Below are 15,741 nucleotides of genomic sequence, written 5' to 3' on the forward strand. Positions count from 1 at the left end.
GCCATCCCCGGCGTGCGCGCGGTTACTCGACCCAGTCGAGCCCCATGTCGCGGTACACGTCGCGCTCGTCGTCCCAGCCCGGGCGGACCTTGACGTGCAGGTAAAGGTGCACCGGGCGGCCCATGATGCTGCTGAGCTCGGTCCGCGCGCGCGCGCCGATCTCCTTGATCCGCGTGCCGCCCTTGCCGAGCACGATCGCGCGCTGCGTCGGGCGTTCGACCAGGATCTGCTGGTGGATTTCGACCGAACCGTCCTCGCGCTCGAGATATTGCTCGGTCTCGACCGCCGAGGCGTAGGGGAGTTCGGCGTGGAGCTGGAGAAAGATCTGCTCGCGCGTGACTTCGGACGCGAGGCTGCGCTCGGTCGCGTCGGAGACCTGGTCCTCGGGGAAATGCCACGGCTCGGCGGGCATCCGCGCCGCAAGATGCGCCTTCAACTCGGGCAGGCCATCGCCGGTCGAAGCGCTGACGAAGAACGTCTCGTCGAACGCGACCAGGCCGTTGAGCCGCTCGGCATGGAGCAGCAGCTTGGCCTTGTCCGCCAGGTCGACCTTGTTGAGGATCAGGTACTTGGGCTCGGGCCGGTCCTTGATCGCGGTAGCGATGTCGGTGACCTTGGTCGGTAACCCGCCCTTGGCATCGACCACCAGGGCGAGCACGTCCGCGCCTTCCGCGCCGCCCCACGCCGCCTGCACCATCGCGCGGTCGAACCGGCGCTTGGGCTCGAAGATGCCGGGGCGTATCGACCAGCAGCAACTGCGTGTCGCCCTCGATCGCGACGCCCATCAGCCGCACGCGCGTGGTCTGCGCCTTGGGGCTGACGATCGCGACCTTTTGCCCAACGAGCGCGTTGACAAGCGTCGACTTGCCCGCATTGGGAGCGCCGAGGACGGCAACGAGTCCGCATTTCTGGTCGGTCATGGGGTATCCTTGGAACGCCGAGTGTTCGTGACCGACACCGGAATCGTTGATGGCAGATGCTGCGCTTCTTCGGCGAAGACCGGGACCCGAGCACGGGCCGGGGAGTGCCGCGGACCGAGCTCCGGCACATCCGCCATCACGACTGGGCCCCGACCGTCGCCGAAGAAGCGCTTATGGGTAAAGCGAGCATGGCCTCTACCGAAAACGGCACCGTTCCGCCAGTAGCGCCTATTGTTCGTCCTCATAGCCGTCGCGCTGCGGCGCGCGATCCTCGTCCTCGTCGCGGCGGCGGCGGTCGCGCTCGTCGTTCCCGCTGGGTTCGAAATCGAGCCGCCCGTCGCGCAGCCGGACTCGCCCGACGCCAGGGATTTCGCCCTCGACCGGGGGAATGTTGCCCGGATCCAGAAAATTCTCGATCGTCTGGTCATAGCCATTGGCGTCGGGATCGATCACTTCGGGCACCGCCTCGGGCACCACCGCCGCGCCGACCCCCAGCGCCTGCTGCATGAAATCGCGCCACACCCGCGCGGGCACGCCGCCGCCGGACAGACCCGCATTGGGGGTGTTGTCGTCATTGCCGACCCACACGCCAACCACCAACCCGTTGGCGAACCCGACGAACAGCGCGTCGCGATTGTCCTGCGTCGTCCCGGTCTTGCCATAGGTCTTGACCGACAGCGCCGCCGCGCGGCCCGTCCCCGTCTCGGCGGATGCCGACAGCAGGTCGAGCATCTCGTCGCGGATCGTCCCCGACAAAGCGTGCGGGCGATCGGTCAGGCTTGCGAGCATCCCGCGCTCGGGCGGATCCTCGAGCCCGCGCGCGCGGACCGGATATTGCTCCGCCGCCACCGCCGCATACGCCTGGGTCAGCTCGAGCAACGACATGCTCGCGGTGCCGAGCGCGATCGTCGCCTCGTTCGGGATCGGCGTGGTGACGCCGAGGTCGCGCGCCGCCTTGATGACGTTCGCGACGCCGACTTCCTGCGTGATCCGCGCCGCCGCCACGTTGGACGAGCGCGCGAATGCCTGCCGCAACGTGATCGGGCCGAGATACCGCCCGTCCGAATTGCGCGGGCTCCAGTTGGCGATCGTGATCGGCTTGTCCTCGACGATCGAATCCGGGGTCATGCCGTGGCGCATCGCCGCGAGATAGACGAACAGCTTGAACGCCGATCCCGGCTGCCGCATCGCCTGGGTCGCGCGGTTGAACGGGCTGTCGGCATAGGATTTGCCCCCGACCATCGCGACCACGCGACCGTCCGGCCGCATCGCCACCAGCGCGACTTGCGCCTGCCGCAACCCCGCACGCCGGACCGCGCGTTCGGCGGCACGTTGCAAGCGGCGGTCGAGCGTCGTGCGGACCTTGCTCTCGCGCGCCAGATCCCCCGCCTGATCGCGCGCGGCGGGGAGCACCCAGTCCGCGAAATACGTCCCGTTGGGAAGCGGCGCGACTCGGTCGGTCGCGAGGCGCGCGGGGCGGACGCCGGCTGCGATGTCCTTGTCGAGGAACCCGCCCTCGACCATCGCGCGCAGCACCAGCGCGCCGCGTGCCCGCGCGCCCGACAAATTGACCGTCGGCGCAAGCCGCGACGGCGCCTTGACCAGCCCGGCGAGCATCGCCCCTTGTGCGATCGACAGATTTTGCGGAGTCCGCCCGAAATAATGCTTCGCCGCCGCGCTGAGGCCGTAGGTGTTGTCGCCGAAATAGACCGTCGACAGATAGCGCGACAGGATCTGGTCCTTGGTCAGCCACGCCTCGAGCCAGAAGGCGATCAGCACTTCACGGATTTTCCGCGCAGCGGTGCGATCCGAATCGAGGAACGCGTTCTTCGCGAGCTGCTGCGTGATCGTGCTGCCGCCCTGGTCACGCCCGCTGGACCGCAGATTGTGGACGAACGCGCGCGCGATTCCCTGGGGGTCGATCCCCCAATGCGAGCGGAAGCGCCGATCCTCGATCGCGAGGAAGGCGTTGGTGACGTTCTTCGGCAACTTGGCGGCATCCACCGGCGCACCGACGATCGCACCGCGCCGCGCAATCGGCGTACCGTCGTCCGCGAGCAGCGTGACGCTGGGCGGCGTGGGCGGCTGGAGCGACTTGGATAGGGGCGCGGTCACCGCGAGCCAGGCGACCGCGAGCACGAACAGCACGATCAGCGCGGCAAGCCCGCGCATGATCCAGCGCATCCAGTTGACCCGTCGCCAGCGCGACTCGCGGTCGTCGCCGTCGTCCTCCGGTTCATACGGGGCTTCGCGCAAATACCGCTCGGGCGGCGGCACACCGTCCTTCAGTTCCAGCGGGGTCCGCGGGTCCATGCGATCGGATGCGTCAAAAGGGTAACGGCGCATGCTCACCAGATCCCGAAATTCGGACGAACCAGTGTGTTACCTGTATAAAACAGACCGCGCAAGCATGGGAAAAGCATCTCCGGGCGCTTAGCAGGGCGCGCCGTGCCGCGCGAGCCATGTTGCACGGCTTCTGCAGTCCAACCCCGCGAAGCATTGAGGCAAAGCGTGCGTCGGGCTATTGAAGCCGCCTCCGGTCGCCCCGCGGCCCTGTCGAAAGCCCAACCCGATGGCCGAAACCCTTCTCGATCAGCCCCTAGTCGTCGGTATCGGCGGGACGATCGGCGGTGTTTCCTCGACCGAACGCGCTCTGCGGATCGCGCTGGACGCGGCGGGCCGCGAGGGATTCCGCACGCGGATGTTCGGCGGCGCGGACATGGCCCGGCTCCCGCTCTACGACCCCAAGGCGACCACGCGCACCCCGGACGAAACCGAATTCGTCGAGACCGTCCGCCAGGCCTCCGCAATCATCATCGCCTCGCCCGGCTATCACGGCAGCATCTCGGGCGTGGTCAAGAACGCGCTCGACTTGCTCGAGGAAACCGCGCGCGACCCGCACCGGCCGTACCTCGCGGACATGCCGGTCGGGCTGATCGCGACCGCCTACGGATGGCAGGCGACGGGCAGCACGATCGCGGCGCTGCGCTCGATCGTCCACGCGCTGCGCGGCTGGCCGACGCCGTTCGCCGCCGCGGTCAACACGCAACTGACCAAGTTCGACGACGACGGCGGCGCCAGCGACGCCGCGGTGATCGAGCAGCTTTCGCTCGTCGGCAAGCAGGTGGCGCGGTTCGTGCCCGTGGCGATCCAGCATGGGTGACCCGATCGATCGCCGCGCGGCACTCGCGCTTGGGGGCCTCGGCGTCGGTGCGTTGGCGAGCACACCGCTCTGGGCGCAGGGAATGGTCGACCTCGGCCTCTCGAACGGCACCGGCGAACGCGCGCTGACCGATGCCTTCCCCGGCAAGAAGGGCATGATCCTCCAGCGCAGCCGCGCGCCGCTGCTCGAAACTCCGATGGCGGCCTTCGACGGCGCGGTCGGCGACGATCCGTTCACCCCGAACGACCGTTTTTACGTGCGCTGGCATTATGCCGACATCCCGCTGTCGGTCGATGCCGCTGCGTTCCGGCTCAAGATCGGTGGCGCGGTCCAGCGCGCGACGGCGCTCTCACTCGCCGATATCCAGGCGATGCCCAAGGTCGAGGTGGCGGCGGTCAACCAGTGTTCGGGCAACTCGCGCGGTCTGTTCGCGCCGCGCGTCCCCGGCGCGCAATGGGGTAATGGCGCGATGGGCAATGCGCGCTGGACCGGCGTGCGGCTGCGCGACCTGCTCGACCGCGCCGGTGTCGCGCCGGGCGTGGTGCAGGTGAAGGTCTCCGGGCTCGATGAGGCGCCGGGCGACGCACCCAAGTTCGCCAAGACGCTCGCGCTCGACCATGCGCGGACCGACGACGTGATCGTCGCCTACGGAATGAACGGCACGGCGCTCCCGCTGCTCAACGGTTTCCCGCTGCGGCTGATCGTCCCCGGCTGGTTCTCGACCTATTGGATCAAGGCGCTCGATTCGATCGAGCTGCTCACCACGCCCGACACCGGTTTCTGGATGGAAAAGGCGTATCGCATCCCCTCGACCGTCGATGCGGGCGTTCAGCCCGGCGCGAAGGACTTCGCAACCGTCCCGATCGGCCGGATGCCGCCGCGCGCCTTCTTCACCCGCACGACCCCGCAGGAAGTTCGCGGGATCGCGATGGGCGGCGACGCAGGAGTCGCCACGGTCGAGGTCTCGGTCGATGGCGGGCAAAGCTGGAAGGCGGCACAGCTCGGGCCGGACCACGGCGCGTACAGCTTCCGCCGCTGGGCGATGCCGCTCACCGGGCTGCCGCGCGGCGCCCACGACCTTGCGGTGCGCACCACCAACACCCGCGGCGCCGGCCAGAAGCCCACGCCGATCTGGAATCCCGGAGGCTATATGCGAAGCAGCATCGAAACCGCACACGTGGTGGTGGCATGACGCGTATTTGGCTCGTCGCGCTGCTGCTGCTCGGCGCGTGTCAGCGCGCGCCGTCTGCGGGACATCCCGCCGGCGCCGGGATCGCGCTAGCATCGCAATCGATCACGCTCCCCGACGAGACCGTGACGCTGCCGGCCAGCGCGGAAATCCTCACGACGAATTGCACCGCCTGCCATTCGCCCGAGATGCTGCTGACTCAGCCCAAACTCGACGCCAAGACCTGGACCGCCGAAATCGGCAAGATGCGCACGGCGTATAAGGCGGCAATCGATCCGACCGACGACCCCAAGATCCTCGCCGCGCTGCTCACGCTCCCCAATCAGAAATAGGCGCGGACGAAGAACACGATCGTCGTGGCGGCGGTAACGAACAGCGTCCAGCCCCGCACCAGCCCGGGGGACAGCAGCTTGCCGATCACCGCGCCGATCCATCCGCCGAACACCGCGCCGATCAGCATCGGCACCGCCGCCGCCCAGTCGACCAGCCCGGTCGTGATGAACACGATCGCGGCGGCGGCATTGGCGATCGCCAGCATCAGCGTGCGGGGTGCGAACAGTGCACGCGGAGAAACGCCCGCGAGCAACCCGTAGATCGCGGTCGTCATCAATCCGACGCCCCCACCGAAATAGCCGCCATACACGCCCAGCAAAGACTGCGAGACGATCAGCGTCCGCTGCCCGATCGTGACGCGGGCGTGGAGCGCGTCGGCGGCGCGTTTGCCGTAAGCGATCACTACGAGCGCCATCAGCAACAGCCACGGGATGAGGAGGTCGAACACGCGCGTCGGCGTCACCACCAGCAACGCACTCCCGGCCAGCCCGCCGACGAAGGTGATTCCGCCGAGCAGCCAGACGTTGACCCCGCCGACCGGCCCAAGCTCGCGCCGGAACGCCCAGCTGCTGGTCGCCGCCCCCGGCAGCAACGCGACGTTCGACGTCGCATTGGCGGTGTTCGCAGGAAGCCCGAGCGCGATCAGCGCCGGCAGCGTCGCGAACGTGCCCCCGCCAGCCAGCGCGTTCATCGCCCCGCCGAGGACCCCTGCGCCCCCGGACAAGGCTATCGTCGTCAGACTTGCCAGCCGATCAGACTCGCATCGGCATCAGCACGTACAGCGCGGCCGACTTGTCATTCTCGCGAATCAGCGTCGGCGCGGCGGCATCGGCGAGGTGAACCTCGATCGTGTCGCCGTCGAGCTGCCCGAGAATGTCGAGCAGATAGCGGCTGTTGAACCCGATCTCGAAGCCGAGCGCGGTGTAATCCCCGGGGACTTCCTCCGCCGCGGTGCCGTTTTCGGGCGAGCTCACCGACAGGATGATCTTGTCGCGATCGAGCGCCATCTTGACCGCGCGGGTCTTCTCGGTCGCGATCGTCGAGACGCGGTCGACGCCTTCCTCGAAGCTGCGCGGGTCGATCTTGAGGATCTTGTCGTTGCCGGTCGGGATGACGCGGCTGTAGTCCGGGAAGGTGCCGTCGATCAGCTTGGAGGTCAGCAGCGCCTGCCCCAGATCGAAGCGAATCTTGGTCGGCGACATCGAAACGCCGACCGAACCGTCGATTTCATCGAGCAATTTGCGCAGTTCGGCGATGCATTTGCGCGGGATGATGATGTCGGGCATCGATTCGGCGCCATCCGGGCGCGGCATCGTGACGCGTGCAAGGCGGTGCCCGTCGGTCGCGGCGGCCTTAAGCACGGGGAGCGGATCCTCCGAGACGTGCCAGAAGATGCCGTTCAGATAATAACGCGTTTCCTCGGTCGAGATCGCGAAGCGCGTCTTGTCGATGATCTGCTTGAGCGTCTCGGCAGGCAGCTCGAAGCTGACCGGGAGCTCGCCCTCGGCGATCACCGGGAAATCGTCGCGCGGCAGCGTGCCGAGCTGGAACTTGGCGCGGCCCGCCATGATCGTCATCTTGCCATCCGCCGCACTCAGCGAAACCTGGCTGCCCTCGGGCAGCTTCCGCGCAATGTCGAACAGCGTGTGCGCCGATACGGTGGTCGAGCCGGGCTGGTCGACCGCGGCCGCGATCGTCTCGTTGATCTGCAAGTCCAGATCGGTCGCCATCAGCTTGAGGCCACCTTCGGCGGTCGCCTCGATCAGGACGTTGGACAGGATTGGAATGGTGTTGCGCCGCTCGACCACCGACTGGACGTGGCTGAGCCCCTTCAACAAGGTTGCGCGTTCGATCGTCGCCTTCATGCCGTTCCCCCGGGCCGCCGCCCCAATTTTCAGCCCGTTCCGGTGTCAACCGGGGGCAATTCGCCGTGTGCCTTTCCTTAAACATAAAAGGGGCCGGAGCAAGCGCCCCGACCCCTCTTACCCACAGCTAAATCAGGCGTGGGCCGTCTCGTTTCCAGCCGCAAGCGACCGGATCAGAAGCGGAAGCCGACTCCGGCGAGGACCTGGTGACGATCCGTGTCGACGCCGAAGTTGTTGGTGTTCGCACCGTTCGCGAACTCAAGACGCGCATTGCCGTAGTTCGAATAGCGATACTCGATCTTGGCATAGGTGCGCGGCGTGATCGCCTGCTCGAGCCCTGCGCCGACGCGGTAGCCGTCCAGCGTGAAATGCTCGCCGGTGGTGACCGTCCCGTTGTTCGCGGTCAGGTCGAGCCGCGCGTTGGTGTAGCCGCCCTTGGCGTACAGCAGCGTCGCCGGGGTCAGCTTGTAGCCGACGCGCGCGCCGACATACAGGTCGCGACCCGCCTTGACGCGGCCATAGCCGAGCGCTGCGGCGTCGACCGGATTGTTGGTGACCTTGCTGGTCGATCCGGTGACTTCGCCTTCGATACCGTAAACGATCCGGCTGCCGTTATCGAAATCATAGCCGATGTCGCCGCCGTACGTCAGGCCGTCGGCGCCGCGGTCACCGCGGATGCTCGATCCGTCGGTGCTGCCGGGCTGCAGCTTGTCATAGCCGAGCAGAACGCCGGCGCGCGGGCCGTTGAACGCGCGGTCGGGGGAATTCGTGGGCGGGCCGTCCTGGGCCAGTGCGGGGGCTGCCATGCCGAGGCCGAGAACGGCGGTGGCGGCGGTGAGGACGATCTTGCGCATTGGGGGTACTCCATGGTGTTCGCCCGCCGATGTCTCATCCTTGGCGGCGGGGAAGGCTCAGATAGGCGCTCGCAAACGGGCTTGCATGAACCTCAGATAAACACGGAAATCCGTTGCTTTTGGGCCACACGGGGTTGAAGACACGGCGATGGATTCCAACGCCCAGATGCGGTCGCAAACCGCCGCGAAGTCGCCACGGAGTGGCCGCGATTACATCGCGCGGCACGGCGAAACGGTCTTCAATGCGGCGGGACGGTTGCAGGGCGAGCATCTCCACACCCCCCTCACCCGCGCCGGTTTCGCGCAAGCGGACGAGATGGGGCGGGCCTTGCGCGAAAAATTGGGGCCAAAACCCGCGCTGACGCTATGGGCCTCGCCGACCGGACGTGCGTTGCAGACGCTCGCGGTGATCGCCGAGCACCTCGAGCTCGACTGGCACGCCGCCAGAACCGACTCGCGACTGGTCGAAATCGACACCGGCGATTGGGGCGGGCGCTATTATACGGATCTCGCGGCGGAAGGGCTGACGGTGGTCGATCGCGCCACCGGGCTGCTCCACCCAGCGCCGAACGGCGAAGACTATCCCGCGATCGCGGAGCGCGTCTCGGGCTGGCTGGCGGAGACCGATGGCGATGCCGGCGACCGGCTGGTGATCCTGCACGGCATCTCCAGCCGGGTGCTGCGCGGGGTGATGACCGGCGGCGCGGATCTGCCCGGCTACGGCGCGCCCGCGCTGCCTGGTTTGCCGCAGGGGTCGCTGGTGCAGATCGAGCGTGGCGTCGAGACGGTGCTCCATCGCGGCGCCGGGCACGCGCCAGCGTGAACCGGACGCGATGGGCGGTGCTCGCGCTGGCGGCGCTGCCCGCGGTCGCGGGTGCGCGCGAGACGATCGGCGTGTTCGATCGCTGGGGCGCGTTCAGCGATTCCGCCCCCCGCCGCTGTTTCGCGATCGCCGAGCCGGTCAGCGCGGGCGGCGCATCGCGCTGGCGCCCGTTCGCGAGCATCGCCAGCTGGCCGCGCGCGGGCGGCGGGGGCACGCGCCATCAGCTCCACGTCCGCCTCAGCCGCGACCGCAACCCGCAGGCGCGCGTCACCCTGTCGGTCGGCGAACGCCGCTTCGACCTGACCGCGACCGCCGCCGACGCCTGGGCACCCGATGCACGCGCCGACGCCGCGATCGTCTCCGCGATTCGATCGAGCCGCAGCATGAGCGTGGAAACGCTCAGCCGCGCCGGGGGGCCGTTCGCGGACGTCTATGCGCTGAAGGGCGCGGCGACTGCGATCGATGCGGCGGCGCTGGCGTGCCTCAAGGGATAGCGGGGCCGTTCGGTCAACGGCGACTGGTGCGCGGAGCGACGCCATCGCCAGCCGCCCCGGAACCGTTAGCGGAGCTGCTCCTCCAGACTGCGCGTACGAGACGTCCTTTCCGCGCCGGTATGCAAGGTCGAAGCGGGCTCGATCAGCAGCACCCAACACTCCTCCTCCGCGACGGGGTTGTGGCGAACCCCACTCGGGACAGTCAGGAAATCCCCCTGTTCGAGCGCGACGACTTCGGTCTCGAACTCGATCCGGAGCGATCCCTTGACGATGTAGAAGAGCTCATCCTGTCCGTCATGCGCATGCCAGACGAGTTCGCCCTTCAGCTTCGCCGCCTTGAGCAGCTGGTCGTTGACCTGGCCAATGACCTTGGGGGACCAGTAATCCGTCACCCGGTCGAACGCGGTGGCGAGCGCGGTTGGCGATAACATTCGAATCTCCGGGCAAGGCGGAAGCGGTTGTGGATCAAGCCGTGGGTGAACGACCATACAAGATGGCCGCACGGTCGCAAATCATGCGCCGCTAGCCATGCGGCTCGCACGCAACCCCGTCCCCGTCTCCGTCCATATCCGTGCGATACCCCGGCTCCCCACGATAGATCGGGAAGGTCCCGGCAGACCGGGCGTCGTTACAGCCGCCCCAGGCGTCGCCTGCTTGTGGTGCCCGCTGGCGTTTCAAACCGGTAGAAACCGCGAGCTGCTGTGCCTGATCGCCCAGCGCCGCAGGGCCTGAGGGCGATGTCGTCGTCGACCCGAGACCGACGGCCACGCCAAGCACGGCGGCGCCCAACAGCGTTGGCAGGATCGGAAGCGCACGATTTCTCATCCCCTTCATATTAGTCAAACACGCCTAAACGAAAGCTTACCGCCGCGCAGCCGTACGCCGCAGCCGTACGCCGCAGCCAAGCGGCAACGCCGAAAAAGCGGTGCGTTCCCCCTAACTGTCCCATCGCGCCCCCTATGGACCAGAGGCCCCGGCATGCACCCGCCCTCCCGGAAACACCCCCTACCCGCACAGGGAGTAGAAAAACCCGCCATTTTCCCCTATGTGGCGCATCATGCAGACAGCACCAGCCTACGCCATGCCCATTCCGGGGCATATCGACCCCGTACCCGTGCCGCGCGCGCTGGTGCCGCGCAGCGACGGGCGGATCGATCTGCTCGGGCTGTCCAAGCCCGATCTGCGGATGGCACTCGAGACCTCGCAGCTCGACCCCAAGCAGGCCAAGCTGCGCGCCAAGCAATTGTGGCACTGGATCTACAATCGCGGCGTCACCGACTTTTCGCTGATGACCGACATCTCAAAGACGATGCAGCCGTGGCTCGAACAGCGCTTCACGATCAGCCGCCCGCAAGTGGTCGAGGCGCAGGTGTCGACCGACGGGACGCGCAAGTGGCTGCTGCGGACCGACGACGGCAATGATTACGAGATGGTGTTCATCCCCGATGCGGACCGCGGCACGCTGTGCGTATCGAGCCAGGTCGGCTGCACGCTCAACTGCCGTTTCTGCCATACCGGTACGATGCGGCTGGTGCGCAACCTGACCCCGAGCGAGATCGTCGGGCAGGTGATGCTCGCGCGCGATGCTTTGGGCGAATGGCCGAGCCAGCCCGAGGGGCGCATGCTCACCAACATCGTGATGATGGGGATGGGCGAGCCACTCTATAATTTCGACAATGTCCGCGACGGGTTGAAGATCGTGATGGACGGCGACGGGATCGGCCTGTCGCGGCGGCGGATCACGCTGTCGACCTCGGGCGTGGTGCCGCTGATGGCACGCGCGGGCGAGGAGATTTCGGTCAATCTGGCGGTGTCGCTCCATGCCGTCACCAACGAGATCCGCGACGAGATCGTCCCGATCAACCGCAAGTATAAGCTCGAGCAGGTGCTGCAGGCGTGCGCGGACTATCCGGGCGCGAACAATGCGCGGCGGATCACGTTCGAATATGTGATGCTCAAGGACAAGAACGACAGCGACGCGGATGCGCGCGAGCTGGTGCGGTTGCTCAAATTCTATGACCTGCCGGCGAAGGTCAATCTGATCCCGTTCAACCCGTGGCCGGGCGCGCCGTATGAATGCTCGACGCCGGAGCGGATCAAGGCGTTTTCGAACATCGTGTTCGATGCCGGCATCAGCGCCCCGGTCCGCACCCCGCGCGGGCGCGACATCGACGCGGCGTGCGGGCAGTTGAAGACCGCAAGCGAGAAAAAAACGCGCGCGGAGCTGGATGCGCTGGCGGCGGAGAAACAGGCGGCGCTGGGCTAGGGTTCGTTTCACCCCCCCGTTCGGGCTGAGCGAAGTCGAAGCCCCCGTCTCCCCCGAGCCTAGGCTTGCTTGGGAGTGGCGCTTCGACTGCGCTCAGGGCGAACGGATGGGGTCGGGCGACGGCTCACCCCAGCGCGTAGAAATCCACCGCCGCATCGTGGAATAGCCGGTCGATGTCCGCCCCAGCATCGCGCGCCATCCGCAGCGCATCGTCGTGCCAGCGCCGCCAATCATCCCCCGACAACAAGACGACCGGCCAGTCGCTCCCCCACATCAACCGCGGCCCGAACACGCTGACGAGATGCGCGACATAAGGCGCGAGGTCGCTCGCGGGCTGGCCGGAGCCCTGTTCGGTCCGCAACCCCGACAATTTGCAATGCACCCCAAGCCCAGCGAGCGCGGCGATGTCGTCGCGCCACGGATCGAGTGTCCCTGCGGCAGGGAACGGTTTGGCGGCATGATCGATCACGATCGGCAGGTCGGGCCAGCGCTCCACGAACCGCGCGAGCATCGGCAAGTGGCGCGGCTGGACCAGCGCATCCAGCCGCAGCCCCGCCGCCTGCATCGCCGCGATCGCGGGGGCAAGGTCCGCGCGCAGCAGCCAGTCGGTATCGTCGATCGACTGGAGCATCGGGCGCAGCCCGCGCAACCACGGGTTGCCAGCGAGCGCGGCGATGCGATCGGGCGCGGCGGGGTCGGCGAGATCGACCCACCCGACCACCGCGCGCACCAGCGGCGTGCGCTCCGCCAGCGCGAGCATCCAGTCTGTATCGGCATCGGTCGGTTGCGACTGGACCAGGACGCTTCCCGCCAGCGGAAGCCCGTCGCACGCGGCGATCAGGTCTGCCGGCCCGAAATCGCGGTGGATCGGCGCTTCGGCCGCCGTCGGCCATTCATGTCCGGGCGTCGTCAGCGACCAGAAGTGTTGGTGCGCGTCGATCCATCGCGTCATCGTCGTTCCTCGTGCAATCCCTTGACCGGAATGCCATTTGCGGACCGCGGAGACCAGCCCCGCGGCGTCAGGTCCGATACCGCTGCAACGGCAGCACCAGCCCGGCGGCCACGAAATAGCTCGCGTCGACCTGCCCCGCGACCGCCTGGTTGAGCCGCCCCGCCGCATCGCGGAAGGTGCGACCAAGCGGATGATCGGGGACGATCCCCATCCCGACCTCGTTGGTCACGATCACGATCGGCAACGGACTCCCCGCGATGGCAGCCAGCAGATCGTCCGTCGCGCCCGCGATGTCATGCTCGCCGAGCATAAGGTTGGACAGCCACAACGTCAGGCAATCGACCAGCACCGCGCCCGTCTCGACCGAAGCGATCGCCGCGGGCAGCGCGAGCGGGCACTCCACCGTGCGCCAGCGCTCCCCCCGGTCCGCGCGATGCCGCGCGATCCGGTCCGCCATCTCGCCGTCGCGGCCCTCGGCAGTGGCGAGATAGGCGAGCGGCCCCGCGCACGCCTCGGCGGTTTGCTGCGCGAGGCGGCTCTTGCCCGAGCGGGCACCGCCCAGGAATAGTGTCGTCCGTGTCACATCTTGCCCTTGCCCAAAGCGCGCTCTAGACGCGCCGATGCGACAGGTTCCCAGAGATGGGATGAAAAGGGAACCCGGAAGCGTGCTCAAGCGCGTCATCCGGGGCTGTCCCCGCAACTGTGACCGGCGAGTCTTGCTCCTTCTGCGTGCCACTGGATCTCCGGATCCGGGAAGGCCGAGCCAGACGACGACCCGGGAGCCAGGAGACCTGCCTGTCGCGGTTGTCCTTCGTCCGGCCGGGGTGTGCCGTGCGATCGAGGTTTTCCTCGCGAGACGACGTGGTTGGGGTCGTGCGCGGCGGGAAACGGAATTCCGACATAGCGCCGTGCGTGCCCCCGTAGCTGTTGCGAAGGGGAATAACCGTGAAGACCTGTGCCTATCTGATCCTGCTGCCGTGCATCGCCGCCGCCGCGCCCGCGTTCGCCGAGAGCGCGCAATCCACCGCCACGCTGGAGCAAGCCGCCAACGCATCGCAGGATATCGTCGTCACCGCCAACCGCGCGGCGCGCCCGGCGGATACCGTCGGCCAGTCGGTCACGGTGCTCGACACCGCGACGATTACCGAGCGCCAGGCGGTCGTCGTGTCCGACCTGCTGCGCCAGACGCCCGGCGTCACCGTGGTGCGCAACGGCGGGATCGGCACCACCACCTCGGTCAGCATCCGCGGCGCGGACAGCGACCAGACCGTCGCGCTGATCGACGGGATCAAGCTCAACGATCCCTCCGCCCCCGGCGGCGGGTTCAACTTCGGCAATCTGCTGATCGGCAACATCCAGCGGATCGAAGTGCTGCGCGGCGCGCAATCGGTGCTGTGGGGCAGCCAGGCGATCGGCGGCGTCGTCAATCTCATCACCCGCCAGCCGACCGAGCAGATCGCGATCAACGCGCGTGCCGAGGGCGGCGGCTATGGCACCGCACAGGGCTTCGCCAACGTCTCGGGCAAGATGGGGCCGGTGTCCGCGAGCCTCGGCGGCGGCTATTACGGCACCGACGGGATCTCGGCCTACGCCCCCGGCACCGAGCGGGACGGGTACCGCAACTATGCCGCGAACGGCAGCCTCGGGATCGCGCTGGCCCGCGACGTCTCGGTCGACCTGCGCGGCTTCTATACCAACAGCCGGACCGACATCGACGGTTTCCCACCGCCCAACTTCACCTTCGGCGACACGCGCGAATATGGCGATGTCGAACAATGGGTCGGCTATGCCGGGCTCAACGCCGCGCTGTTCGACGGGCGTCTGCACAATCGCTTCGGTTATGCGCATACCGACACCGACCGGCGCAACATCGACCCCGATGGCGACCCGACCGAGACGTTTCGCGGGATCGGGCGCAACGACCGGCTGGAATATCAGGGCACCGCGAACGTCACCTCGGCGGTGTTCGCGACCTTCGGCGCGGAGCGGGAAGTATCGCGCTTTTCCTCGTCGAGCTATGGCGGGCCGGTCACGCGGGGCCGGGCGCGGCTGTTCAGCGTCTATGGCCAGCTCGCCGTCACCCCGATCACCGGGCTGACCGCGACCGGCGGCGTGCGGCATGACGACCACAATGTGTTCGGCGGCGCGACGACCTTTTCGGGGAGCGGCGTCTATTCCCCCAATCATGGCGCGACCACGCTGCGCGCGAGCTATTCCGAAGGCTTCAAGGCGCCGACGCTGTACCAGTTGCAGAGCGAGTATGGGAACACGCGGCTGAACCCGGAACGCTCGCACGGCTGGGATGCGGGGGTGACGCAAAAGGCGCTGAACGGCGCGGTCGAAGCGAGCGCGACCTACTTCCATCGCAATTCGTCCGATCTGATCACCTTCGTCTCGTGCGCAGCACCGCTCACGGGGATCTGCGCGGGTCGTCCGTCGGGCACGTACGAAAACATCGCACGGACGCGGGCACAGGGGGTCGAACTGACGCTGCTGCTGCGTCCGGTCGAGCCGCTGACGGTGAGCGCGAGCTACACCTATCTCGACGCGACCGACCGCTCCGCCGGCAGCCGCAATTTCGGGCGCAAGCTCGCGCGGCGGCCCGACAGCAGCATCACGGTCAACGCCGATTATCGCTGGGCGTTCGGCCTGACGACGGGGGCGACGCTGACCTCGGTAGGGGATAGTTTCGACAATGCGTCGAACGCGCGGCGGCTCGACGGTTATGTGCTCGGCGACGTGCGCGCGTCCTTCCCGGTCACGAAGATGGTCGAAGTGTTCGGGCGGGTCGAGAACGTGTTCGATACGAAATACCAGACGATCTACCAATATGGTCAGCCCGGCCGCGCTGCCTTCGGCGGCGTCCGCCTGACGTATTGAGC

Annotated in this window: 15 protein-coding genes, 1 pseudogene and 1 riboswitch; of the genes and pseudogenes, 7 read left to right on the forward strand and 9 right to left on the reverse strand. The window is 67.7% G+C overall.

Translation table 11 applies throughout. The annotated features are described in order from the left end of the window. Positions 1-22: 22 nt before the first annotated feature. Positions 23-920, reverse strand: a pseudogene (gene era, locus ABIC16_RS00640) (GTPase Era). A 228-nt stretch (positions 921-1,148) separates the two neighbouring features. Next, positions 1,149-3,266, reverse strand: a complete 2,118-nt coding sequence (locus ABIC16_RS00645) for a transglycosylase domain-containing protein (protein WP_354289674.1) — start codon at positions 3,264-3,266, stop codon at positions 1,149-1,151. 226 nt (positions 3,267-3,492) lie between these two features. Here ABIC16_RS00645 and ABIC16_RS00650 point away from each other — a divergent pair, with 226 nt between their 5' ends. From ABIC16_RS00650 to ABIC16_RS00660, 3 genes are read left to right on the forward strand one after another with little or no spacing between them, the layout of a single operon-like run. Continuing rightward, entirely contained in the window at positions 3,493-4,083 is a 591-nt protein-coding gene (locus ABIC16_RS00650) for an NADPH-dependent FMN reductase (protein ID WP_277970467.1), read from the forward strand. Continuing rightward, the gene (locus ABIC16_RS00655; protein ID WP_354289675.1) at positions 4,076-5,275 is read left to right on the forward strand and encodes a molybdopterin-dependent oxidoreductase; all 1,200 of its coding nucleotides are present in this window, start codon (positions 4,076-4,078) and stop codon (positions 5,273-5,275) included. Before ABIC16_RS00650 ends, ABIC16_RS00655 begins: the two co-directional genes overlap by 8 nt. Continuing rightward, positions 5,272-5,604, forward strand: coding sequence for a PALP domain-containing protein (locus tag ABIC16_RS00660; protein ID WP_277970469.1), 333 nt, complete (start codon positions 5,272-5,274; stop codon positions 5,602-5,604). Before ABIC16_RS00655 ends, ABIC16_RS00660 begins: the two co-directional genes overlap by 4 nt. Here ABIC16_RS00660 and ABIC16_RS00665 read toward each other — a convergent pair. The 3 genes from ABIC16_RS00665 to ABIC16_RS00675 form a co-directional block, all read right to left on the reverse strand. After that, entirely contained in the window at positions 5,595-6,329 is a 735-nt protein-coding gene (locus tag ABIC16_RS00665; RefSeq protein WP_354289676.1) for a sulfite exporter TauE/SafE family protein, read from the reverse strand. The two genes, ABIC16_RS00660 and ABIC16_RS00665, sit on opposite strands and share 10 nt — an antisense overlap. A gap of 28 nt (positions 6,330-6,357) precedes the next feature. Further along, on the reverse strand, positions 6,358-7,470 hold the full coding sequence (gene dnaN, locus ABIC16_RS00670) for a DNA polymerase III subunit beta (protein ID WP_277970471.1): 1,113 nt from the start codon (positions 7,468-7,470) through the stop codon (positions 6,358-6,360). 173 nt (positions 7,471-7,643) lie between these two features. Further along, complete coding sequence (locus ABIC16_RS00675) at positions 7,644-8,324, reverse strand: outer membrane protein (protein ID WP_277970472.1); 681 nt, start codon at positions 8,322-8,324, stop codon at positions 7,644-7,646. Between the two features lie 148 nt (positions 8,325-8,472). Here ABIC16_RS00675 and ABIC16_RS00680 point away from each other — a divergent pair, with 148 nt between their 5' ends. Together ABIC16_RS00680 and ABIC16_RS00685 are read left to right on the forward strand one after the other, a co-directional pair. After that, positions 8,473-9,147, forward strand: a complete 675-nt coding sequence (locus ABIC16_RS00680; protein ID WP_354289677.1) for a histidine phosphatase family protein — start codon at positions 8,473-8,475, stop codon at positions 9,145-9,147. Then, positions 9,144-9,641: a hypothetical protein gene (locus ABIC16_RS00685; RefSeq protein ID WP_354289678.1), complete on the forward strand. Its 498-nt coding sequence runs from the start codon at positions 9,144-9,146 to the stop codon at positions 9,639-9,641. The genes ABIC16_RS00680 and ABIC16_RS00685 overlap by 4 nt, the downstream gene beginning before the upstream one ends. A gap of 65 nt (positions 9,642-9,706) precedes the next feature. Here the strand turns inward: ABIC16_RS00685 and ABIC16_RS00690 are convergent, their stop codons facing one another. Both ABIC16_RS00690 and ABIC16_RS00695 read right to left on the reverse strand, forming a co-directional pair. Next, positions 9,707-10,072 (reverse strand): cupin domain-containing protein, encoded by a 366-nt coding sequence (locus tag ABIC16_RS00690; RefSeq protein ID WP_354289679.1) that lies wholly within the window; start codon positions 10,070-10,072, stop codon positions 9,707-9,709. Between the two features lie 91 nt (positions 10,073-10,163). Then, on the reverse strand, positions 10,164-10,475 hold the full coding sequence (locus ABIC16_RS00695) for an excalibur calcium-binding domain-containing protein (RefSeq protein WP_354289680.1): 312 nt from the start codon (positions 10,473-10,475) through the stop codon (positions 10,164-10,166). 223 nt (positions 10,476-10,698) lie between these two features. Here ABIC16_RS00695 and rlmN point away from each other — a divergent pair, with 223 nt between their 5' ends. Further along, positions 10,699-11,907, forward strand: a complete 1,209-nt coding sequence (gene rlmN, locus ABIC16_RS00700; protein WP_354289681.1) for a dual-specificity RNA methyltransferase RlmN — start codon at positions 10,699-10,701, stop codon at positions 11,905-11,907. Between the two features lie 124 nt (positions 11,908-12,031). On the opposite strand, the gene ABIC16_RS00705 is transcribed toward rlmN, so the two are convergent. Both ABIC16_RS00705 and cobU read right to left on the reverse strand, forming a co-directional pair. Then, on the reverse strand, positions 12,032-12,859 hold the full coding sequence (locus ABIC16_RS00705; RefSeq protein WP_354289682.1) for an amidohydrolase family protein: 828 nt from the start codon (positions 12,857-12,859) through the stop codon (positions 12,032-12,034). Positions 12,860-12,926: 67 nt separating this feature from the next. Next, positions 12,927-13,442 carry a bifunctional adenosylcobinamide kinase/adenosylcobinamide-phosphate guanylyltransferase gene (cobU, locus tag ABIC16_RS00710; protein ID WP_354289683.1) on the reverse strand — a complete coding sequence of 172 codons (516 nt, stop codon included), beginning with the start codon at positions 13,440-13,442 and terminating at the stop codon, positions 12,927-12,929. Between the two features lie 27 nt (positions 13,443-13,469). Then, a riboswitch (cobalamin riboswitch) is annotated at positions 13,470-13,672 on the forward strand. A 132-nt stretch (positions 13,673-13,804) separates the two neighbouring features. Between cobU and ABIC16_RS00715 the strand changes: the two genes are divergently transcribed. After that, a complete protein-coding gene (locus ABIC16_RS00715; RefSeq protein WP_354289684.1) occupies positions 13,805-15,739 on the forward strand; it encodes a TonB-dependent receptor plug domain-containing protein in 1,935 nt (644 codons plus the stop codon). Positions 15,740-15,741: the final 2 nt, after the last annotated feature.

This window comes from Sphingomonas sp. PvP055 (genome assembly GCF_040546365.1).
Taxonomy (GTDB): domain Bacteria; phylum Pseudomonadota; class Alphaproteobacteria; order Sphingomonadales; family Sphingomonadaceae; genus Sphingomonas; species Sphingomonas echinoides_A.

Excerpts from the sequence above, each read along its gene's own strand:
- ABIC16_RS00695 (WP_354289680.1), bottom strand. The coding sequence starts at position 10,475 with ATGAAGGGGATGAGAAATCGTGCGCTTCCGATCCTGCCAACGCTGTTG.
- ABIC16_RS00690 (WP_354289679.1), bottom strand. The coding sequence starts at position 10,072 with ATGTTATCGCCAACCGCGCTCGCCACCGCGTTCGACCGGGTGACGGAT.
- ABIC16_RS00675 (WP_277970472.1), bottom strand. The coding sequence starts at position 8,324 with ATGCGCAAGATCGTCCTCACCGCCGCCACCGCCGTTCTCGGCCTCGGC.
- rlmN (WP_354289681.1), top strand. The coding sequence starts at position 10,699 with ATGCAGACAGCACCAGCCTACGCCATGCCCATTCCGGGGCATATCGAC.
- ABIC16_RS00660 (WP_277970469.1), top strand. The coding sequence starts at position 5,272 with ATGACGCGTATTTGGCTCGTCGCGCTGCTGCTGCTCGGCGCGTGTCAG.
- ABIC16_RS00655 (WP_354289675.1), top strand. The coding sequence starts at position 4,076 with ATGGGTGACCCGATCGATCGCCGCGCGGCACTCGCGCTTGGGGGCCTC.
- ABIC16_RS00650 (WP_277970467.1), top strand. The coding sequence starts at position 3,493 with ATGGCCGAAACCCTTCTCGATCAGCCCCTAGTCGTCGGTATCGGCGGG.
- dnaN (WP_277970471.1), bottom strand. The coding sequence starts at position 7,470 with ATGAAGGCGACGATCGAACGCGCAACCTTGTTGAAGGGGCTCAGCCAC.
- ABIC16_RS00705 (WP_354289682.1), bottom strand. The coding sequence starts at position 12,859 with ATGACGCGATGGATCGACGCGCACCAACACTTCTGGTCGCTGACGACG.
- ABIC16_RS00680 (WP_354289677.1), top strand. The coding sequence starts at position 8,473 with ATGGATTCCAACGCCCAGATGCGGTCGCAAACCGCCGCGAAGTCGCCA.
- ABIC16_RS00645 (WP_354289674.1), bottom strand. The coding sequence starts at position 3,266 with ATGCGCCGTTACCCTTTTGACGCATCCGATCGCATGGACCCGCGGACC.